The organism is Enterobacter cloacae complex sp. HYC074_NIDB (assembly GCF_056673345.1).
Window position 1 is genome coordinate 665,668 of record NZ_CP114214.1, and the last position, 21,611, is coordinate 687,278.

The 21,611-nt window shown below is 57.0% G+C and carries 20 protein-coding genes; 5 read left to right on the top strand and 15 right to left on the bottom strand.

Annotation, left to right across the window (positions count from 1 at the left end; all coding sequences use genetic code 11):
• Positions 1 to 117: 117 nt before the first annotated feature.
• The 3 genes from O1724_RS03230 to O1724_RS03240 are packed head-to-tail and all read left to right on the top strand — an operon-like array spanning position 118 to position 2,718.
• Positions 118 to 588 carry a MarR family winged helix-turn-helix transcriptional regulator gene (locus O1724_RS03230; RefSeq protein WP_126297224.1) on the top strand — a complete coding sequence of 157 codons (471 nt, stop codon included), beginning with the start codon at positions 118 to 120 and terminating at the stop codon, positions 586 to 588.
• Complete coding sequence (locus tag O1724_RS03235; RefSeq protein ID WP_126297223.1) at positions 585 to 1,652, top strand: HlyD family secretion protein; 1,068 nt, start codon at positions 585 to 587, stop codon at positions 1,650 to 1,652. Before O1724_RS03230 ends, O1724_RS03235 begins: the two co-directional genes overlap by 4 nt.
• Entirely contained in the window at positions 1,642 to 2,718 is a 1,077-nt protein-coding gene (locus O1724_RS03240; protein WP_003863094.1) for a DUF2955 domain-containing protein, read from the top strand. Before O1724_RS03235 ends, O1724_RS03240 begins: the two co-directional genes overlap by 11 nt.
• Here O1724_RS03240 and O1724_RS03245 read toward each other — a convergent pair.
• Genes O1724_RS03245 through O1724_RS03255 form a run of 3 tightly spaced genes read right to left on the bottom strand, consistent with a single transcriptional unit; the run spans position 2,715 to position 5,435 of the window.
• Entirely contained in the window at positions 2,715 to 3,986 is a 1,272-nt protein-coding gene (locus O1724_RS03245; protein WP_032608445.1) for a DUF445 domain-containing protein, read from the bottom strand. The two genes, O1724_RS03240 and O1724_RS03245, sit on opposite strands and share 4 nt — an antisense overlap.
• Before the next feature lie 3 nt (positions 3,987 to 3,989).
• Complete coding sequence (locus O1724_RS03250; protein ID WP_063855390.1) at positions 3,990 to 4,643, bottom strand: LysE family translocator; 654 nt, start codon at positions 4,641 to 4,643, stop codon at positions 3,990 to 3,992.
• Positions 4,644 to 4,691: 48 nt separating this feature from the next.
• Positions 4,692 to 5,435 (bottom strand): AraC family transcriptional regulator, encoded by a 744-nt coding sequence (locus O1724_RS03255; protein WP_032661449.1) that lies wholly within the window; start codon positions 5,433 to 5,435, stop codon positions 4,692 to 4,694.
• Positions 5,436 to 5,586: 151 nt separating this feature from the next.
• Between O1724_RS03255 and O1724_RS03260 the strand changes: the two genes are divergently transcribed.
• Entirely contained in the window at positions 5,587 to 6,957 is a 1,371-nt protein-coding gene (locus O1724_RS03260; protein WP_479983916.1) for an NAD-dependent succinate-semialdehyde dehydrogenase, read from the top strand.
• 52 nt (positions 6,958 to 7,009) lie between these two features.
• Here the strand turns inward: O1724_RS03260 and O1724_RS03265 are convergent, their stop codons facing one another.
• Positions 7,010 to 7,555, bottom strand: coding sequence for a YfaZ family outer membrane protein (locus O1724_RS03265; protein ID WP_003856615.1), 546 nt, complete (start codon positions 7,553 to 7,555; stop codon positions 7,010 to 7,012).
• 411 nt (positions 7,556 to 7,966) lie between these two features.
• Here O1724_RS03265 and O1724_RS03270 point away from each other — a divergent pair, with 411 nt between their 5' ends.
• Positions 7,967 to 9,325 carry an esterase-like activity of phytase family protein gene (locus O1724_RS03270; RefSeq protein WP_126297222.1) on the top strand — a complete coding sequence of 453 codons (1,359 nt, stop codon included), beginning with the start codon at positions 7,967 to 7,969 and terminating at the stop codon, positions 9,323 to 9,325.
• A gap of 77 nt (positions 9,326 to 9,402) precedes the next feature.
• Here the strand turns inward: O1724_RS03270 and O1724_RS03275 are convergent, their stop codons facing one another.
• The 11 genes from O1724_RS03275 to hpaH form a co-directional block, all read right to left on the bottom strand.
• Positions 9,403 to 11,250: a 3'-5' exonuclease gene (locus O1724_RS03275; RefSeq protein WP_045340721.1), complete on the bottom strand. Its 1,848-nt coding sequence runs from the start codon at positions 11,248 to 11,250 to the stop codon at positions 9,403 to 9,405.
• Positions 11,251 to 11,436: 186 nt separating this feature from the next.
• Entirely contained in the window at positions 11,437 to 12,390 is a 954-nt protein-coding gene (yjiA, locus tag O1724_RS03280) for a GTPase (protein WP_003856612.1), read from the bottom strand.
• Positions 12,391 to 12,400: 10 nt separating this feature from the next.
• Positions 12,401 to 12,604: a YbdD/YjiX family protein gene (locus tag O1724_RS03285; protein ID WP_003856610.1), complete on the bottom strand. Its 204-nt coding sequence runs from the start codon at positions 12,602 to 12,604 to the stop codon at positions 12,401 to 12,403.
• A 65-nt stretch (positions 12,605 to 12,669) separates the two neighbouring features.
• Complete coding sequence (locus O1724_RS03290; RefSeq protein WP_023324111.1) at positions 12,670 to 14,823, bottom strand: carbon starvation CstA family protein; 2,154 nt, start codon at positions 14,821 to 14,823, stop codon at positions 12,670 to 12,672.
• Between the two features lie 219 nt (positions 14,824 to 15,042).
• Positions 15,043 to 15,300 carry an HTH domain-containing protein gene (locus O1724_RS03295; protein ID WP_126297221.1) on the bottom strand — a complete coding sequence of 86 codons (258 nt, stop codon included), beginning with the start codon at positions 15,298 to 15,300 and terminating at the stop codon, positions 15,043 to 15,045.
• A gap of 120 nt (positions 15,301 to 15,420) precedes the next feature.
• The gene (locus O1724_RS03300) at positions 15,421 to 15,930 is read right to left on the bottom strand and encodes a 4-hydroxyphenylacetate 3-monooxygenase reductase subunit (RefSeq protein WP_003856606.1); all 510 of its coding nucleotides are present in this window, start codon (positions 15,928 to 15,930) and stop codon (positions 15,421 to 15,423) included.
• 17 nt (positions 15,931 to 15,947) lie between these two features.
• A complete protein-coding gene (gene hpaB / locus O1724_RS03305) occupies positions 15,948 to 17,510 on the bottom strand; it encodes a 4-hydroxyphenylacetate 3-monooxygenase, oxygenase component (protein WP_010427196.1) in 1,563 nt (520 codons plus the stop codon).
• Positions 17,511 to 17,687: 177 nt separating this feature from the next.
• Positions 17,688 to 18,620 carry a 4-hydroxyphenylacetate catabolism regulatory protein HpaA gene (gene hpaA / locus O1724_RS03310; protein WP_058662571.1) on the bottom strand — a complete coding sequence of 311 codons (933 nt, stop codon included), beginning with the start codon at positions 18,618 to 18,620 and terminating at the stop codon, positions 17,688 to 17,690.
• 9 nt (positions 18,621 to 18,629) lie between these two features.
• Positions 18,630 to 19,973 (bottom strand): 4-hydroxyphenylacetate permease, encoded by a 1,344-nt coding sequence (hpaX, locus tag O1724_RS03315; protein WP_047654639.1) that lies wholly within the window; start codon positions 19,971 to 19,973, stop codon positions 18,630 to 18,632.
• Positions 19,974 to 19,994: 21 nt separating this feature from the next.
• A complete protein-coding gene (gene hpaI, locus O1724_RS03320; protein ID WP_022650349.1) occupies positions 19,995 to 20,789 on the bottom strand; it encodes a 4-hydroxy-2-oxoheptanedioate aldolase in 795 nt (264 codons plus the stop codon).
• A gap of 10 nt (positions 20,790 to 20,799) precedes the next feature.
• Positions 20,800 to 21,603 (bottom strand): 2-oxo-hept-4-ene-1,7-dioate hydratase, encoded by an 804-nt coding sequence (gene hpaH / locus O1724_RS03325; RefSeq protein ID WP_126297220.1) that lies wholly within the window; start codon positions 21,601 to 21,603, stop codon positions 20,800 to 20,802.
• Between the last annotated feature and the right edge of the window lie 8 nt (positions 21,604 to 21,611).

Genomic DNA, 21,611 nt, shown 5'->3' on the forward strand with positions numbered 1-21,611 from the left:
CCTCTCCCACAGGGAGAGGGAGAACATCGTTTCGCAATTCCTGCGCTTTAACTTCTCGTTTCTTGATACTTATCCTGATAACTATTATCGTGATGGCGTACTACGAGAGGGCTCCCCATGAGTGAAGAAGATCTGTTTAGCCGCAGGCCGATGGGCATGCGGATGGCGATGATCGTGCGTCAGTGGCGCGCAGTCATCGACGACGCCATTCTCGACACCGGGTTAACCCAGTCGAGCTGGACGGTGATGATGCAGCTTCATCAACTCGGGGATAACGTCTCGGTCAGCGAGCTGGCGGAAGTGCAGGGCATTGAACTGCCTCCCCTAATGCGCACGCTGACACAGCTGGAAAAGCAGGGCTACCTGCTGCGCACCGTCTCGCCGTATGACAAGCGTATCCGGCTGCTGACGCTGACGCCTGAGGGAAAAGCCATTCTTGAAAGGCTCTCTCAGGTGATTGAGACGTTCCAGGCGCGCTTATCGCAAAACATCGCGCCGGAACATATCGATATTTTCAGCGCCACTCTCAATCAAATCGCCTGCAATTTGCGGACAATCCGCGAAGAAGATAATAAGACCGAAAAATAATGACTCCTGAACAAAAGTTTGCCCGCTGGGTAAGGGTGAGTATTGCCTCTTTCCTGCTGATGTTTGTTTACTTTATCGTCGCGGATATCTGGATCCCGCTGACGCCGGACTCCACCGTGATGCGCGTGGTGACCCCGGTGTCTGCCCGCGTCTCCGGGTATGTGGCGGCGGTACATGTCCATAACAATAGCCAGGTTAAGAAAGGCGATCTGCTGTTTGAGCTCGACGCCACGCCGTTTCGCAATAAGGTCGAGGCGGCGCAGATCGCGCTAGAACAGGCGCGTCTGTCTAACGATCAGCTGGATGCGCAGATTGCCGCAGCGCAGGCCAGCCTGAAAACCGCCGTGCTGACCGCGCGTAACGACAAAGTGACATTCGACCGCTACCAGAAACTGAGCACCTTGCAGAACGTATCGCAGGCGGATCTGGATAAGGTCCGTACCACCTGGCAGAGCAGCGAGCAGTCCGTCAGCTCGATCCAGGCGAATATTCATAACCTGCGCATTCAGCGCGGCGAGCGGGATGAGCACCGTAACGTGACGCTGCAAAAATACCGTAACGCGCTGGATGAAGCGGAGCTGAATCTTGGCTGGACGAAGGTCTACGCCGAGGCGGACGGCACGGTCAGTAACCTGCAATTAAGCCCCGGTTTTTACGCCTCATCCGGTTCGGCTGCGCTGGCGCTGGTGAACACCCGGATCGATATCGTGGCGGATTTCCGCGAGAAGAGCCTGCGTCATACCCATCAGGGGACCGACGCTGCCGTGGTGTTTGACGCCTTCCCGGGGCACGTTTTCCGTGCCCACGTTACCAGCAGCGACGCGGGGATCCTCGCCGGACAGGAGGCCGTAAACGGTCAACTTTCTGAACCGGAAACCTCCAACCGCTGGGTGCGTGATGCCCAGCGTATGCGCATTCACGTAGCGCTGAACGAAGCCTTACCGAAGCCGCTGCCGACCGGCGCGCGCGCCACCGTGCAGCTCTACAACAGCGAAGGGCCGTTTGCGCGATTCTTCTCCGGGATGCAAATCCATCTGGTGAGCCTGCTTCACTATGTCTATTAGCACCCTGGCACGGGTATTTACCCCGCACGGCAACATCGTCTATACGGCAAACGACTTTCGCCAGACCCTGCGTATCGTCTTTGCCGGGATGATTGCGCTCAGTATTTCGAGTTTCTACAACACCAGCTACGGCGTGTTTTTTGTGGTCTACCCGATCATGCTTCTCTCGCTGGTACCGGTGTTTAATCGCCACGTGGCGAAGCAGTTTATCTTCAGCGCCTCGCTGAACTGCGTCGAAATGGTGTTGATTATCGGCTATCTGTCGCAGTGGCCGGTCATCATGACGCTGGTGGTGTTTGCCCTGTACGTGATGCGTTTTCGCTTTATGAGTAAGGGGCCGCTGTTCCTGTTCGGCTCGATGGGCGTGGTTTGCCAGAGCGTGATGCTCAACTTTATGAGCTACCCCACCACCAACTGGCACACGCTTTTATTCTCTAACATCGAAGCGAGCGTGATGGCGGTGTGCCTGAGCGCGCTGATGAACTACCTGCTGCCGGACGTGGAGCCGCGCAAGCCGCCGCCGCTGATTGAGAAAGACGACGCCCGCGTGCGCCACGAGTCGCTGCTATCCGGCACCGTGGCGACGCTGATTTTCGTCGTGTTTCAGATTAGCGACTTAAGCGATTCGCTTTCGGCGCTGATGGCGGGCATTCTGATCCTGTTCCCGATGCACTATCGCGGCTCGGTTATCAGCTCCATCTGGCGCGTGGTTGGCGTGGTGCTGGGGTGCCTCTATATCCTTGTCGTCCAGCTTATCCTCTACGATCACAGCAGCCATATGCTGCTGATGATGCCGCTGATTGGCCTTGGACTGGCGTTTGGCGCGCGTCTGCACGTAATGGAGAAGGTCGGCGCCGGGGTAGGCTTCGCCAGTATCACCACCATCGGCATTATGTTCGGGCAGAACATGCACCCGGACAGCGACCTGGTGTTCAGCGATCTGTACCGCATCACCTCCGTTACCTTCGCGCTGGTGGTCACGCTGACGATGGTCTTTCTGGTGCACCTGATCCTGAATCGCTTCGAGGCGACGCGCTACGTTATCGCGCCGCCAAAAGCGGATTAATGCCCCAGCACGGCGGGTAGCTGCGAGAGCAGAAACAGGATCAGGCCAATCGTACCGCCCACCAGGGTACCGTTAACGCGAATGAACTGAAGATCTTTACCGATATTGAGTTCTATCTGGCGTGACATGTCTTTGGCATCCCAGCTTTTCACCGTGTCGCTGATATGGCGCGTCAGGAACGCGGCGAAATCCGGCGCCACGCGGTGCGCGGCCTGCTCCAGATGCTCATTCAGCGACGCCCGCAGGCTGGCGTCGTTGGTCAGCGTTTCGCCAAACCACAGCCCGGCGTTGGCGATACGCTGCTTCACGCGGGAATCATCGCTCTGCATGTCATTTTTCAGCCACTGGCGCAGGTCAGCCCACATTTCCCCCAGATAGCGGTTAAAGGCCTCATCATTCTTGAGGTAGTGTTTGATATTCTCGGCTTTCGCCGTCATCTCCGGATCGTTTTTCAGATTGTCGATGAACTTGATTGTGGCGCGGTCAAATGCCTGACGGATCTGGTGCGTACGGTCGTGGCTGATATCGTCCAGCAGCGTGTTCACCGCGTTCGACACCATCTCCGCGCTTTGATCGCCCAGCCACTCGGTGGGCAGCACCATGGCCTTGCGCGGATGCTCGGTCTTAAGCCAGTGAACGATCTGGTCAGCAATAAATTCCCGCGTGCTTTCCCGCTGAATCAGGGTAATCAGGCGGTTTATGATGGCGTCCAGCAGCACCTGGTGACGGTTGTTTTTGGTCATGCTTTCCAGCATGACGGCGCTGGTCTCGGTTAAATCGACCTTGTCGATAGCCTTATGCACCGCGCGTTTGAGCAGGCGCTGGATGCGCCCATCGTCGGTAAGTTCCAGAAAACCGCCCATCACCTGCACCAGATGCTGCCCCACGCGCCGGGCGTTATCGGGCTGGCTGAACCAGGTCCCAATCATCTGTGCGGGCTCGTAGCGACGGATAAGATCGACAAGGGATTGCGTATCGAGAAACTTTTCCTGCACGAACTGGCCGAGATTGTCGCCGATGCGGTCTTTATTGCGCGGGATAATCGCCGTATGGCGCGAGATAAAGGGAATGGGCACCCGGCGGAACAGCGCGACAACGGCAAACCAGTCCGCCAGCGCGCCAACCATCGCCGCCTCGGCAATGGCCTTTACGCCGCGCACCCAGAAGGTTTGCGGCATGAACAGGGTGGTGATAAACGCTGCGACGGCAATCAGCAGCAGCGACAGCGCGAGAAGCTTGGCGCGTTTGAGTTCGGTATGCTTTTCCATGGGTTAAGGATAGAGGGATACGGGGGAAAAGTGCAAAAACCGCCACAGCACCCACCCACCAAACCCCATCAATACCACCCCCGCCGTGCGCTCTATCAGCCAGAGCGAACGGCTGAGCTTTCGCTGAACCGCCGGTAACCCCATCAGCGATACCAGCGCAAAATCCCATACCAGTACTACCATCACCATCCAGACGCCGCAGGTCGCCTGCTGAAGCAGCGTGGCGTGCGGCCCGAGTAACGCCGTCATTAGCGCCAGGTAGAACAACGCGTTTTTGGGATTTAACAACGCCGAACCCAGCCCCAGCAGGATCTGCTTACGCAGCGAAGGGCAGCGCTCATCTGTTTCATTTAGCGCCAGCGTCTGCGGTCGGCTGCGTACAAGATGCGAGCCGATCCAGAGCAAATACAGTGCACCGGATAATTCAATCAACGTGAACAGCCACGCGAACTGACGCAGCGCGCTCCATCCTATAATGACCAGCAAAATGTAAAGCCCGTTTCCTGCCGCTATCCCGATGCACAATCCGGCGCTGCCGCGCAGTCGGTAGCGGGCGGCGTAGCCCATCAGCAGGAAGAAATCCGGGCCAGGGCTTAACAGGGCAACAAAATGCGCCAGCGCCAGGGCGAGAAAAGCGGAAGGGAAGAATAGTTCCATAGCGACCTCAGAATGCAAAACTGGGGCCAGACTACGAAAATACAGAACCTATTTATTGTCTGTTATTGATCGGCCCGTAGCGTACTGGCGCGGTGTGGCGGCGGTGTAGCGCACAAAGGTCTTATGAAAATGGCTCTGGTCGGCAAACCCGCTCTGGTAGCCGACGTCGGCAATGTCGTCTCCGGCACGCAGCCGCGCTTTGGCGTACTCCACGCGGGAAACGTTGAGAAAGCTGACCGGCGTCAGGCCGGTGTCCTGCCGGAAGGTGCGGATCAGCGTCTCCTTGCGCAGCGAGAATCGTTGCGCAAGTTCGTCAAGCGAAGGTGGTGCGGCCAGGTCGGCAAGAAATGCCTGCTGAAGGTGCTGACTGGTAGAGCGAAGCGCGTCTGCGTTTTCCACGCTGCGGGGAAGGGCAGAAAGTAGCGTGTCCACGGAGGCAGGTGACATCGTCTCAACAACATCAAGGTAGCGCTTAAAGAGCGCAGGGTCGCGAATCACCTGGAACGCCAGAGGAAGAGCGGTGTCGATATAGAGCATATGGTAGCTGCGCGGTTGCCCGTTGACGGGATTGCAGCTGTGCGGCGCGTAAGCCGGGATGACAATGAGATCGCCGGGGTTCAGGATAGACTCTCTCCCATGACTGACGCAGCAGGTCTGCCCTTCCACAATCGCGCCGATGGAGAGCTGCGGGTGACAATGACGCTTATAGGCCTGCGTGCTCTGCCACGTACTGCGCAGCTCAAGGCCTGAGGCGCGGTGAAAAGTCTGCCGGATGTGTCGGGTATCGGTCATATGAACTCCTTCTGGACGTTTTTTATACCACGTCAGCGAACCGTCTGGCAGCGCTTCATTAAGAACCTTCCGTATATACCCAACTTTACCTTCATAGCCAGTCACATTGACTACCCTTAATACCCTAAGCGGTAAAACAAGGAGATTCGATATGGCTTACCAGACAGTAAATCCTGCCACGAACCAGCTCATCAAAGAATATCCCTCTCACACTGACGCAGACGTTGAAGCGGCGCTGAAGGCAGCCGATGCGCTCTATCACTCCGGCTGGGCGAAAGGTGACATAAGCCAGCGCCTGCCGGTGCTGCATAAGCTGGCGGACCTGATCGACGAACGCGCGGAGGATCTGGCGAAAATCGCCAGTCAGGAGATGGGTAAGCTCATCGAACAAAGCCGTGGTGAAGTGAAGCTATGCGCGCAAATCGCCCGCTACTATGCTGACAACGCGAAGCAGTTCCTGGCCCCGGTGAAGTATGACTCTGAACTCGGGGAAGCATGGGTTGAACATCACCCCATCGGCGTGCTGATGGCCGTCGAACCATGGAACTTCCCATACTATCAGCTGATGCGCGTTCTGGCGCCAAACCTGGCAGCGGGCAACCCGGTGATCGCCAAGCATGCCAGTATCGTGCCGCACTGTGCAGAAACCTTTGCACAGCTGGTACGTGAAGCGGGCGCGCCGGAAGGGGCGTGGACCAACCTGTTTATCTCGTCCGAACAGGTGGCGAACATCATCGCCGACGATCGCGTACAGGGGGCGGCGCTGACCGGTTCAGAAAAAGCGGGTAGCGTGGTTGCGGCACAGGCTGCGAAACACATCAAAAAATCGACCCTTGAACTGGGCGGGAACGACGTCTTCGTGGTGCTGGACGATGCGGATCTGGAGAAAGCCGTGAAGATCGGCGTTAACGCGCGGCTTAATAACGCCGGGCAGGTCTGTACCGCGGCGAAGCGCTTTATCCTGCATGAAAAGATTGCAGACGCCTTCCTGAACAAATTCACCGAGGCGTTTAAGCAGGTGAAGATTGGCGATCCGCTGGACGAAAGTACCACGCTGGGGCCTTTGTCATCCAAAGACGCGCTGGAGACGCTAACTAAACAGGTTAACGAGGCGGTGAAAAACGGCGCGAAGCTGCACCATGGCGGCAAGCCGGTGCAGCGTGACGGGAGCTTCTTTGAGCCGACCATCCTGACCAATATCTCGCGCGATAACCCGGCGTATTTCGAAGAGTTCTTTGGTCCGGTAGCGCAGATTTATGTGGTGAAAAACGACGACGAGGCGGTTGCCCTGGCGAACGACTCCCACTACGGTCTGGGCGGAGCGGTGTTCAGCCAGAACATCGAGCGCGCGAAGAAAATGGCGTCGCGCATTGAGACCGGGATGGTGTACATCAACTGGCTCACCGATACGGCGGCAGAACTGCCGTTCGGCGGCGTAAAACGTTCGGGTTACGGACGCGAGCTGTCGGATCTGGGGATCAAAGAGTTTGTGAACCAGAAGCTGGTGGTGGTGCGTAAGTGACGTAGTAATAAAAAACCTGCCGAAGGGCAGGTTTTTTTATCTATCAGGTGGCTTAGAAGCTCACGCCGCCGCCGAAGTAAGCGCCGTCTACCAGCGTGTGGTTTGGACGACCGTCTTTGCCATCAACGCTCACGTGGCGGTAGCCCACTTTCAGCGTAACCGGTTTGACCGGGGTCCAGCTTACGCCGCCGTTAGCTTCAACGTAGTTCTTCACGCTGTTGTTCAGTCCGTCTGGCGCAACGTAGCCTTCACCGAATACCCTGATGCTGTCGGTCAGGGCAACGTTCACACCGCCGCCGACCGGGAACGCCACGCCGTTATCGCCTTTCTTCGGGCCAACGTAGAGGGCCTTAGCGCCTGCGTTCAGCATTACCGGGCCGACTTCGAAATTGTAGCCTGCGCCCACGCCACCGGTCGTGGTGCCGTCGTCGGTGTTTTTCAGCCAATTACCTTCGGTGTAAAGACCGGAGGTTGATTTGCCCATTTCCACATTCAGATTGGTAAAGTTTTTACCCTGCTCAATGCTGCCGCCCATTGCCAGTGCGGAGCCCGATACGGCGGTGAGAGCGGAAAGGATGAGAACGTTAAGCTTTTTCATGCGTGTTTCCTCGTCATCAAATTAATCTGAGGGCACCTTAACAAGGGATGTTTATGACTGCAAATGTGATGGGTATCGCAGTTTTATGCTGTTTTTGTTGGGTTTTTTAATCTTAAATGTTGATGAGATGTTTTTATGGCAGATCGTCAATCCTCAATCCATTCGTGTTTAGGGAAAGTTTATATTTTTGGCTAAACGTTTAATGAACGAGGCGAAGAAAGCCGTTTGAGGTGAATTAATTAAGTTTCTAATAATTTCCAAAAGTATTTCGGCTGTCACAGATCAAGACAGAGGTTTACATTTCTGGTGATTGCTATACGTATTTCTTTGCCGATCCGCTGTCTTTTCATGTCATTTTTCTGACACGTTTCTTCATTACGTTGTTGGCTTCACTTACTGGATGCTAACAATATGAAAAGAAAAATTATTCCTGTGCTTATCGGTTGTGCGCTCTCTTTCTCTGGCCTGGCTGCGCAGCCTACCGCTGAGCGCTATGTCGTCAGCTTCCCTGACGGCTCCCATGTGAAATACAGCGGCGCGTTTGCCGATGCGTTCCCGAACGGGCTCCCGGTGGGGATGGGTTCTGGCCTGCTGTTTACGGGCAAGCAGGGCGATGCGCTGACGTTTGCGACCGTGACCGATCGCGGTCCTAACGCGGATTCGCCAAAAATGGGGAAAAACGATGCCAAAATCTTTGTTACCCCGGATTTCGCCCCGCTGCTGATGACGATCCGCGTGCAAAACGGTAAAGCGGAGGCCGTGGACGCGCGACCGCTGCATGACGATAAAGGCGAGATCAACGGCCTGCCACTGCAAAGCGGTGTGATTGGTTCCACCAATGAAGTGGCGTTCAGCGACACCTTAAAAGTACTGAAAGGCGATAACCGCGGGCTGGATACGGAAGGCATCACGCCGGACGGGAAGGGCGGCTACTGGCTGTGCGATGAGTATGGCCCGTTCCTGATTAACGTCGACAGTAAAGGGAAAATCCTCGCGATCCACGGTCCGCAGGCGACGCAAGGGGAGAAATCCATCGCGGGCGGTCTGCCAAACGTTATCAAATGGCGTCAGGCAAACCGGGGCTTTGAAGGCCTGACCCGCATGCCGGACGGACGGATTATTGCCGCCGTGCAAAGCACACTGGATATCGACGGGAAGAGCAAAAAACAGGCGCTGTTTACCCGTCTGGTGAGCTTCGATCCGGCGACCGGGAAAACCGCGATGTACGGCTACCCTGTCGACAGCACGGCCTACAGCAAAAACAGCGACGCCAAAATCGGCGACATAGTGGCGCTGGATAACCACACCATCCTGCTGATTGAACAGGGTGAGGATAAAAATGACGCAATGCGTAACCTCATCTACAGGGTGGATCTGAGCAAGGCGAGCGATCTGGCCGCCTTCGACAAGCCGGGCGAATACCCGGAGTTTGACGATGAGAAAACGCTGGCGCAGCGCGGCATTACACTTGCTGAAAAAACGCAGGTGGTCGATCTGCGTGCGCTGGGCTGGCAGCAGGAAAAGGCCGAAGGGCTGGCGCTGATTGACAGCAAAACGCTGGCGGTAGCGAACGATAACGATTTTGGCGTGAAGGTAGCGATGCAAAACCCGGTAGAGGGCAAGAAGCTCAAGGATTATCGGGTGAACGCGGAAGGCAAGCTGACGCTGGATGATAAACCGGTGGAAACCACGCTCAGCGTGAAGCCGCTGAAGAAGCCGGAGTCCGACAGCGAGCTGTGGATTGTGACGCTGCCGGAGGCGTTGAAATAAGTTTCCCCCTCACCCTAACCCTCTCCCCGCGGGGGAGAGGGGATTGTTCGGTGCAGATACTTTTCAACGCGGAATAGTTAGATCGACTTAACGCTCTTTTCCCAGGTCTCGACCAGATGATCTCGCAGGCTTCCGGTTCCGTGCATTGTCACCAGAAGATTCTGTCGTGCGCGGGTAATGCCGACGTAAAGGCGCTTGATATCGTCACTCAGATCTTCACTGTCTCTTTCCTTTGCCGCATCCATAATGGCGACCGAATTAAACTCAAGCCCCTTGCTGCTGGGCAGCGGCATGACGCAGAGGTAATCATTCTGCGGGGACCAGTGCTTTTTATCATCGCTGGAGACAATCATCTGGTATGGGATCTTGCGGGCTTCAAGCCTTGGCGCGAGCATGCCTGAAATGCTGTAGGTTGAGGGGCACAGTATGGCGATTTCTGACCACGCAACACCTTCCTGTCGCTGCTCTGTGACCCAATCGAGGACGCGTGTAATCTCCTCGTCCTGATTATCAAAGCTGGCCAGCGCGGGATACTTCCCGGACAGGCCACCTGCGGCAGGCTGCTGGTATTTGAGAGAAGCTTCTATGTGATTATTGAGATAATTAAATGCTACGCTGCTGGCAAAATGGAGTATTTGCCGGGTGTTGCGATAATTGGTATCCAAAATAGTTGTACGGCCCTGAGCCTTTATATCGACGCTGGACAGGGTAAAATCGAGAGCTTTCTTTTTCTGATAAATTGACTGAGCGTCATCGTACAGGAACAGCAGGGAGCTATCTTTATTGTCCGGCATTTTGGCGAGGATTCTTAGCCATTCCGGTTTAAAATCGTGTCCTTCATCTATCAAAACGGCGCTGTACTGCTCCGGTTTGATTGCTCCCTCTTCAAATGCCACCGTCAGCGCATTTTCCATCAGCTCAATAAAGTTTTTGCTCCTGGGGGGAAGACGTCGATGCGCGTTTAATTGCTGATAACACCAGGCGTGGAAATGGATAACTTCGACGGGAAGTCTGAGGCTATGCTGTTCGAGCTGCGCTTTGAGTTTTTTAGCCAGCGTAATGTTGTAGCAAATCACCAGTATCGGTTTGGTGTTTTCAATGTTGTTGGCAAGCTCAATACATCGGTGGTGCAAAATGAGCGTTTTGCCCGAACCTGCCACGCCATGAATTACCCTGTGTCCCGCCCCCATACTTCTGGCGAGTTGTTCCTGGTTCCTGTCCATCATGCATACCACATCAGGGGTGTGGAAAGTAAAATTATCCAGGCCAACCCGCGTAACGGATGGGTTAATGCGGACATCGGGATAAAGATGCCACCGGATGCGGTCGAGCTGCTGTGGTGTTGTGTTATGAACAAAGTGATGTTTGAGAAGGGATTCGAGCCGGCCAGAGATTTGTTCTCGAGTCATAAACTCGTTGAGTTCGTCTTTGCATATCACCTGGCTGGCGGGCAATATTTCATTCAACTCCTCAGGTGTAAAACTCTTTTCCAGCTGTGCCCGAGTGATGTTGCTCAAATAAACGCCGTATCCATACGGCATAATAAAACCGCCCTCATGATCTCCCTGTTTCTGGCGAAGCAGGGGATCTTTTTTCAGGCTATTGATGATATGAAAGGTATATTGTCGAACTTGTTCGAGTGGGTTCTTCAACGGCTCTATGCCGTTTTTGGTTTCATAATTAATATGGGTTTTATTAGCCGATTTTATTTTTGTGATATACCAGTCTTTCACTTCTATAAACAGCAGCCCTTTATCGGGGGCCAGAATCACAAAATCAGGATGATCGTCTTTGTCTCCCATTCGGGTATCATACCAGCAGGTACATTGTTCGCTGAGCCCACCCTCCAGAAGCCTTGCCAGTCTTTTTTCTCCTGCCGTAATTTTCTCGCTACAGCTGCTAACCGTGGGAATAATGATTGCCATATTACGCCTACCAATTCATGAAAATTATATAAATCCAATTAATTAATATTGTAAACAATATTAATCAAAGCATGATTTCATTCATGATAAGAACATTAACAGACAATATTGCAAACAGAAAGGGCGAAACCCGCATTTTGCCTTAATGAAATAAGCCCCTTTTACTGTTTAAAAGGGAGCGACGATTTACTTTTTCAGCCCCGCAAACGCTGCCCGAATTTCTTCTTCCGGCAGCTGGATGCCAATAAACACCATCACGCTGTGCGGCGTTTCATCGCCCCACGGGCGATCCCAGTCGGCGCTGTACAGGCGCTGCACCCCCTGGAACAGCAGGCGGTTCGGCTCGCCGTCGATCCACAGCATCCCTTTATAGCGCAGCAGCTTGTCGGCAAACGACAGCAGCAGGTTTTCCATCACGCGGGAGACCTCGCTGATGTCTACCGGGTAGTCCAGCTCCACCACAATCGACGCCACGTCGTTTTGCTTGTCGGACATAAAGTGAAAGCGCGGTTTCGCGGTAACGTTCTCTTCCAGCATAAAGCCGTTGGTGTTGAACAGCTGAGCGAGATCGATATCGCCGTGCGTCACCGTATAAATGGGCGCACGCGAGTTGATGCGCGTCAGGCGCTCGCGCAGTTTTTCGCTTTCACCTGCCACGTCGGTTTTGGTCAGCAGGATGCGGTCGGCGTAGCCCACCTGAGACTGGGCGATGGTGAACTGGTTCATCTGCTCGTCGGCGTGTACCGCATCCACCAGAGCGATGACACCGTCCAGCAGGTAGCGCTGGCAGATGATCTCGTGGGAGAAAAAGGTCTGAATAATCGGGCCGGGGTCGGCCATGCCGGTGCACTCGATCACCAGACGGTCGAAGACGATGTCACCGCGATCGCGGCTGTCGAGCAGGTCCAGCAGGGCGTCTTCTAATTCGTTAGAGCGGGTGCAGCAGATGCAGCCGTTGGTCAGGGTTTTGATCTGGGTGGCGCGGTCGCCAATCAGCTGATCGTCAACGGAGACTTCGCCAAATTCGTTTTCGATGACGGCGATTTTGAAGCCGTGCTGCTCGTTCAGAATGTGGCGCAGCAGGGTGGTTTTACCGGCGCCGAGAAAACCGGTCAGCAGGGTAACGGCAATCGGGGTCATGGTTTCTCCTTTAGCAGCAGCGGACGCCGCCTTCTCCACTTCCGCCGTAGCGCGCTTCCTGACGCTCGCGGAAGAATTCAGTGTAAGTCATGTACGGCTTATCCGGATGGTTGGTCTTCATATGCTCAACGTAGTTGTCATAGTCCGGAATGCCAATCAGCATTTTCGCCGCCTGACCGAGGTATTTTTTTGCTTCGCCTAAGTTACCAAACATTGAGGGTTCCAGATAGAAGAAGCCCGGAGGCGCGCAGCGATCCGGGCCTACAGTAACATGCTTAATTAATGGTGTGAGGAGGTCTTCACGCCGCCTTCCGGCACCGGCACGTACGGGGTTTCTTTATCCGTACGGCCCTCAACGTTACGCACTTTCATCCAGGTTTTGATGCCGTAGAAGATAATGCTGTACACCACCACCAGGAACAGAATGCTCAGACCCGCGTTGGTGTAGTTGTTCACCACAATATGGTTCATGTTGGCAATCTGCTGCGCGGTCAGATCCGCGCCGCCTGCGGCAATCTTCTCTTTGTACTGGTTAGCCATGAAGAAGAAGCCTTCCAGCTGCGGGTTGGTGCTGAACAGTTTCAGACCCAGCGCCCAGGTAGTGCAGAGCAGCAGCCACAGCGCAGGCACCACGGTGACCCAGATGTATTTGGTGCGTTTCATCTTCACCAGGACAACGGTACCCAGCACCAGGGCCACAGCCGCCAGCATCTGGTTAGAGATGCCGAACAGCGGCCACAGGCTCTTAACGCCGCCCAGCGGGTCAACAACGCCCTGATACAGCAGATAACCCCACAGGCCTACGCAGCCCGCGGTACCCAGAACACCGGCCACCAGAGAGTCGGTTTTCTTCAGGAATGGCACGAAGTTACCCAGCAGATCCTGCAACATGAAGCGGCCTGCACGCGTACCGGCATCCAGCGCGGTGAGGATGAACAGCGCTTCGAACAGAATACCGAAGTGGTACCAGAAGCCCATGTCCGCCCACGGCAGCACTTTGTGGAACACGTGTGCGATACCTACCGCCAGCGTCGGTGCACCACCTGCGCGGTTCAGCACGGACGGTTCGCCGATGTCTTTCGCGGTCTGCATGATCTGCTCAGGCGAAATTACAAAGCCCCAGGAGCTGACGGTCGCCGCCGCGTGTGCGCTGGCGTCTTTCAGCTGCGCCATGATCAGCGCGGTATTTTCGCCGCCCATCTCATGCAGGTTAGGCATGGTGATGCCGAGACCCGCTGGTGGGGTGTTCATCGCAAAGTACAGACCTGGCTCGATAATCGACGCTGCAACCAGCGCCATGATCGCCACGAAGGACTCCATCAGCATCGCGCCGTAACCGATGAAGCGCGCGTCGGTTTCGTTGGCCATCAGCTTCGGCGTGGTGCCCGAGGCGATCAGCGCGTGGAAGCCAGACACGGCACCGCAGGCGATGGTGATAAACAGGAACGGGAACAGAGCGCCTTTCCACAGCGGACCGGTACCGTCAATGTACTGTGTCACCGCTGGCATTTTCAGCTCAGGATTGATGATCACAATCCCGATTGCCAGCCCGACGATCACGCCGATTTTCAGGAAGGTCGCCAGGTAGTCGCGCGGAGCCAGAATCAGCCACACCGGCAACAGCGCTGAGATGAACGCGTAACCGATCAGCGCGAAGGTGATGGTGGTGTCTTTAAAGGTCAGCGCCGGGCCCCAGTACGGGTCGTGCGCAATCACGCCGCCGAAGTAGATGGAGGCGACCAGCAGCACGATACCGATGACCGACACCTCGCCAACGCGGCCAGGGCGCAGGAAGCGCATGTAGATGCCCATGAACAGCGCAATCGGTACGGTAGAGCAGACGGTGAAGACGCCCCACGGACTTTCGGCCAGCGCTTTCACCACGATCAGCGCCAGCACCGCGAGGATGATGATCATGATCAGGAAGCAGCCAAAGAGGGCGATGGTGCCCGGCACGCGGCCCATCTCTTCTTTGATCATCTCACCCAGCGACGAACCGTTACGGCGCGAGGAGATAAACAGCACCATAAAGTCCTGCACCGCTCCCGCCAGCACCACGCCCGCCAGCAGCCAGAGCGTACCCGGCAGGTAGCCCATCTGCGCAGCCAGCACCGGACCGACCAGCGGACCCGCGCCTGCAATGGCGGCAAAGTGGTGACCAAACAGCACGTAACGGTTGGTTGGCACGTAGTTCAGGCCGTCATTGTTAATGACCGCCGGGGTGGCGCGCGTCGGGTCGAGCTTCATGACCTTCTGCGCGATGTATAAGCTGTAGTAGCGATAAGCCACAAGATAGACGGAAACTGACGCGACCACGATCCACAGGGCGCTGACGTGCTCGCCCCGGCGTAATGCGACAACCGCCAGACAGAAAGCACCGATGATCCCGAGGATGGCCCAGGGCACGTGCTTAAGTAGTTTTTTAGTATCCATAGTAAGACCTGGTTTTTTATGTAAAGAAAAAAGGGTCAGGGTTCGTTGTGAGGAGGTATTGATTAATGCTGGAGCGATCGTGCCAGATCCTCGCGCGTATAAAGCACGGTAAATAGGTGAGTGGTTGAAAGCGATGTGTGAGCGGTCAAAAGCGAGGGTGAGTGGTTAAGGCTCACCCACGGTGGAAGAAAATATGTGATTGAGATCACTGAGAATAATCTACCCCTGCGGGGTTTCGTTGTTCGCTTCAGGGCAGTGCACGCAGCGGCAGGTCTGATACGCAGGCAGCAGTTGATAGCGCCCTTTGCCGTCGTGTTCAATAATCGGGGAAAGCGCCTGCAAATCGCGGTACACCGTGCGTTCGGTAATGCCAAATTTTTGCATCAGATCGCGGCGATTAACGCTTCCGTTGCGGTGCAGGGCAATAATGATGTCAACCAGACGTTCAGCCGAGCGGCTTCGGGGTGAAGGGGCCATAAGACTTTCCAGCGTTAAGGGGGCGCCTGACGACGTCGCCAGCCGCCCCGGAAAATTTATCTTATGGATAGTTAACGGCGCACCTTTGCGGAAACCTTAGCGTTTTTTTGTGCAACGGGATCAAACCGCGGCTTCCATCTCCATCATCACCGGGTGGAAACGGCGTTTGAAGTAGATCAGGCCGTGCCCCTCGCTGCTGAGGATGATGTTCTTAATCTCCACAAGGTAGACCAGATGGGTACCGATGGTTTGCACCTGGGTTATCTCGCCTTCCAGGCTTGCCAGAGCGCCTTTCAGCACCGGCTGCGCCAGCGGTCCTTTCTGCCAGCAGGAGAGAGCAAAGCGCTCCTCCATTGCCATGCCGGTCATCCCGGCAAAGTGGCGGGCCATGATCTCCTGCTCGTGGTTCAGCACGTTGACACACAGTTTGCCGTTGCCCTGGAAGACCGGGTTCATGGCGCTGTTGGCGTTGATGCAGACCATGACCGAAGGCGGGGTGTCCGTGACCGAACAGACGGCGGTGGCGGTAATGCCGCAGCGACCGGCATCGCCCTCGGTGGTGACCACATTCACCGCCGCCGACAGGCTGGCCATCGCGTCGCGAAAACGCAGGCGTTCTTCAGATTGCATTGAAACCTCCCGCTGCGTTATTTCAGCAGCTTATCCAGCATGTTGATATCAGTGTTGTTGTGCAGGTGCGGTACGGTCCAGCCGTGCTGGTCGTACTCGGACATGCAGCGGTCAACCATCGCCATCATCTTGTCCATGTTGCCGGAGCTTTGCGCCTGACGCAGGCATTGCAGGCGGATCTCATCCTGGCTACCGGAGTAGTTGATTTCGTACAGCTCGTGACGTCCGCCAAACTCGCTGCCGATGGCATCCCACATCAGTTTCAGAATCTTGATGCGTTCGACATGATCCATCCCGTTGGAGCCGCGCACGTACTTCGCCAGATACTGGTCGATCTGCGGGTTGTTCAGGTCCCGCGCGCTGGACGGCAGGTAGATCAGCCCGGAGGTCACGTTACGTTCGATGATGTTCTTGATCTTCGCATAGGCCATTGGCGCCATCACGCGGTAGGTCTGTAACGCCGCGTGGTCAGGCAGATACGCGCCGTTTACCCACGGCGTGGCTTCGGAGCACATGGAGTCGCTCAGCGCCCAGAACATGTTGCGCCACGCCACCACTTCGCCGAGATCCGCCTGCACGCCGCGGAACTCGAGGGTGCCGGTACACTCCAGCGACTTCTTCAGCAGAGCGGTGATGAAGTCGAGCTTCACAGCCAGACGCACGCAGGCCTGAAGCGGGTACATGCGGGCGAAGCCACCTTCCATCGTCCAGCGACGGCAGCGGTCGAAATCGCGGTAGATCAGCACGTTTTCCCACGGGATCAGCACATGATCCATCACCAGAATGGCGTCGTTCTCGTCAAAACGGCTGGAGAGCGGGTAGTCGTACGGGGAACCGGTCGCCCCTGCCACCATCTCGTAAGAGGCGCGGGAGATCAGCTTCACCCCTTCGGCATCCATCGGCGCGACGAACATCAGCGCGAAGTCCGGGTTTTCGCCCATCACCTGCGCAGAGCCGAAGCCGATCATGTTGTAATGGGTCAGGGCGGAGTTGGTGGCCACCACTTTCGCGCCGCTGACGATGATCCCGGCGTCGGTCTCTTTCTCCAGCTTGATGTAAACGTCTTTCACCTCGTCTGCCGGTTTATGGCGGTCGATCGGCGGGTTGACGATGGCGTGGTTAAAGTACAGGCCGGTTTCCTGAATACGTGTGTACCAGTTGCGGGCGTTCTGCTCGAACTGACCGTAGAAGGCAGGGTTCGCCCCCAGCGCGCAGCCGAACGCGGCTTTGTAGTCCGGCGTACGCCCCATCCAGCCGTAGCTCAGGCGCGACCACTCGGCGATGGCGTCACGCTGCTGGCGCAGATCGTCGGCGCTTTTTGCCACGCGGAAGAATTTATGGGTGTAGCCGCCGCTGCCGGTGTCCGTGCCCCAGCAGAGGGTATCCTGCATGTCTGGCTTGTGCAGGGCATCGTACATCTGGGCGATGGACGCCGCCGCATTGCGAAATGCCGGGTGGGTAGTGACGTCCTTAACGCGCTCGCCGTAGATATAAATCTCACGGCCATCTTGCAGGCTTTTTAAATACTCTTCACCGGTTAACGGACGTTTGGCATCAGCGCGGAAATCTTCAGGCTTCATAGGGACCTCGTATCGGAAGATGGTTGTTAAATTTATGTTTTGTTTTTGTTGTTTAATTGAAGCGTGAGAGGGGCGGAACGTGAAGGGACGATTGGGACAACGGCAGGTACTTTTCGCGAGAGATCACAGAGTGTGATTTCCCTCACCCTAACCCTCTCCCAGAGGGAGAGGGGACGGTTACTCTCTCTCCATCTGGGAGAGGGCAGGGGTGAGGGGAACAGGCGACACCGGTACTTTCTGCGCCCGGTACGCGCTGGGTGAGCACCCCGTCAGTCGGTTAAAAAAACGGGCGAAATAGGCCGGATCTTTAAAACCCAGCTGCCAGGCAATTTCGCTCACTGTGCTGTCGGAAAACAGCAGCAGGCGTCTGGCTTCCCGCAGCTGGCGGTCGAAGATCAGCCGTTTCGGCGAGCGGTTGGCGAAGCGGCGACAGATATCGGTCAGGCGGGATTCGGTGAGATGCAGTTCGCTGGCGTATTCCGGCACCGTCCAGTGCTCGTGGTAATGAGCATCTGTCAGCTGGTTAAAGCGCTGAAACAGCTTCAGCTCACCGCGCATGCCGCCTGACGCGTGGTCGTCGAGCTTCGCGTTGCGCAGCAGCAGGGTAAAAACGGCCTGCGCCAGCAGGACCAGCGTATGCTCGCGACCGGGCAGCTGTTCCGTGGATTCCCGGGCAATCAGCTGCCAGTAGTGCTTCAGCGCCGCCAGCTCGTCAGGCCTGTCGGCAAGCGACAGGCAGATCCCCGGCAGGCCGAACGCTTCCCGCGTACCGGGGTAGAGCACTTCTAACAGCGGCCAGATGAGATCCTCGCGCACCGTCAGCACGTGGCCGTCGCTGTCGGATTCGGTGATAAACGCATGCGGCACCGACGGCGGCGTCAGCACAAACAGCGGCGCCTGCACCGAGTAACGGTGGTCGTCGAGCTGGAGCTCAATCTGCCCGGTGTCGAGAAAATGCATCTGAAAATACTGGTCGTGGCGGTGCGCCTGCATGTCGCGGCCAAAAAAGGCCGCCATGCGGGCGAACGACTGGTAGTGCACATCGTCGGTGCCCAGACTTTCGTCGTACTCCTTGCTGATATCGATGTTGGTGATGGGGCTCTGACACATAGCGGCTCCTCAGTGGATCTTTTGCGCCGCGATGTCCGGCTCACGCTCAAGGCTTTCCCGGCGCGTCATCGGAATGCGCGTCAGCACCAGCGCGCCCACCACCAGCAGACCTGCCACGAACCACAGTCCCGAGCTGAAGCTGCCGGTCGCGTCGCGCAAAATACCTATCAGCAATGGGCTGACGGCAGACCCGACGTTGCCGATGGCGTTGATCACCGCCAGCGCTACCGCGCGGGATTGCAGGCTAATAACCTGATCCGGCGTGGTCCAGAATATCGCCATGGCGGTAAACGATCCGGTTGAGGCCATGATGATGCCAAGCAGCTGGATCAAACTGTGATCGGTCGCCGAGGCCAGCATCCATCCCGCCGCTGCAAACAGATACGGCAGGATAGTGTGCTTTTTTCGCTCTTTCAGCCTGTCGGAGCGGCGGCTCCACCAGATCATCCCGAGGATGGTGCAAAACTGCGGGATCGCCGCCAGCAGGCCAATCACGATATTGCTGCTGCCGGTGTTGAAGCTTTGCAGGATCTGCGGCGTCCAGATGTTGATCGCGCTCAGCGTATTCGTCAGGCAGAAGTAGGCCAGCGTGTAGAGCAGCACGGCGGGCGTCAGCACCTCGCGCAGCGTCGATCGCGGCGTGGCGGCATGCGCAATGGCCAGCTCCTGCTCGCGGGCGATCATCGTTTTGAGCGCCTGCTTTTCCTCATCATCCAGCCAGGTGGCCTGATCCGGGGTGTCGTTAAGGTAGAACCAGGTCACCACGCCGAGCACCACCGACGGCAGCCCCTCCAGCAGGAACAGCCACTGCCAGCCCTTAAGGTTCCACAGTCCGTCCATCGCCAGAATGTACCCGGAGAGGATCGAACCGAGCATCATGGTCACCGGCATGGCGATCATAAACAGCGCGTTGGCGCGGGCGCGGTGATAGGCCGGGAACCACCAGGTGAGATAGACCAGAATGCCCGGCAGGAAACCGGCTTCGGCAATACCCACCAGCATGCGCAGGACGTAGAGCGTTTCGGGGCTGGTGGCGAACATGGTGCAGGTAGAGGCGATGCCCCACACCACCATGATCCCGGCGATCCAGCGGCGGGCGCCGATCTTCGCCAGCATGATGTTGCTGGGGATCCCGCACAGCACGTAGGTCACGTAAAAAAGCGTCGCGGCCAGGCCAAACATGGTCGACGTGAGGCCCAGATCTTTGCCCATCGTCAGCCCGGCAAAGCCGATGTTGATGCGATCGAGAAACGAGAAGACAAACAGGATAAAAAGAAACACGATCAAACGACGGAACAGCTTATTAATAACGCGATGTTCAACAGCTTTATTATGCAGGGTTGAGGTCGTCATGTTGCGCTCCACATCGTACGTTTAGTAGACGGATTTATTGTTATCAACTGCTGTGGTGACGTCGGTAAAGCGGGCCGCCAGCGCTTCGGCGCTGCGGGCGAGCAGGGTGGTATCCACGCCGACCGCGACAAACAGCGCGCCGAGTTCAAGATAACGTTTTGCCAGTTGCTCGTTCGCCATCAGGATGCCGGGCGCTTTGCCCGCGCTGAGGATCTGCGCGATCGCCTGCTCTATGGCGGCCTGCACCTCCGGGTGCTGCGGATTACCGGCGAAGCCCATGTCGGCGCTCAGATCCGCAGGGCCGATAAACACGCCGTCCACCCCTTCCACGTCCAGGATCTGCGGCAGGTTTTTCAGCGCCTCGCGAGTTTCGATTTGCACCAGCACGCACATGGCGTCGTTAGCCTGATGCAGATACTCCGGGATGCGGTTCCAGCGCGACGCCCGCGCCAGCGCGCTGCCGACGCCGCGAATACCGGCAGGCGGGTAGCGGGTGGCGCTGACAGCCAGACGGGCTTCGTCGGCGTTTTGCACCATCGGCACCAGCAGGGTTTGCGCCCCCACGTCCAGCAGCTGCTTGATCTGCACCGGATCGTTCCACGACGGGCGCACCACCGGCTGGCTGGGATAAGGGGCGATGGCCTGTAGCTGAGTCAGGATGGTTTGCACGCTGTTCGGCGCGTGCTCTCCGTCGATCAGCAGCCAGTCAAAACCGGCCCCGGCCAGTAGCTCAGCGCTGTAGCTGCTGGTCAGCCCCAGCCATAACCCGATTTGCGGACGGCCCGCCTTCAGCGCCGCTTTGAATGCGTTTTGCATGGTCATCTCCTTACACAAAGCGGCAGCTAATCGAGCCCATGTTGCCGTAGTCGACGTGGAAGGTGTCGCCTCTGCTGGCGGCAACCGGGCGGGTAAACGAGCCGCCGAGGATGATTTGCCCTGGCTCAAGCTGCACGTCGTATGGCGCGAGTTTGTTCGCCAGCCACGCCATGCCGTTCGCCGGGTGGTTAAGCACGCCTGCGGCGACCCCGGTCTCTTCGATCACGCCGTTGCGGTAAAGCAGGGCGGAGATCCAGCGCAGATCCAGCTCGTCGGGTTTAATCGGGCGGCCGCCGAGGATCACGCCCGCGTTGGCGGCGTTATCGGAGATGGTGTCGAACACCTTGCGCGGGCGCTGGGTTTCCGGGTCAACGTTATGGCAGCGGGCGTCGATCAGCTCCAGGGCGGGGATGACGTAATCCGTGGCGTTGTAGACGTCGAAGATCGTGCAGTTCGGGCCGCGCAGCGGTTTTGCCAGCACGAAGGCCAGCTCCACTTCGATGCGCGGGACGATAAAGCGATCCACGGGGATGTCGCTGCCGTCGTGGAAGAACATATCGTCCAGCAGCGCACCGTAGTCCGGCTCGCTGATCTGCGAGCTGGCCTGCATCGCTTTGGAGGTAAGGCCGATCTTGTGGCCTTTCAGCACGCGGCCTTCGGCGATTTTCAGGCTCACCCATTCGCGCTGGACGGCATAGGCGTCTTCAATGGTGATCTCCGGGTACTCCAGCGAGATCGCGCGGATCTGCTCCCGGGATTGTTCCGCCTGATGCAGACGGTGGGCGATCAGGGTATGGGTGTGTTTGTCGAGCATGGCGATAT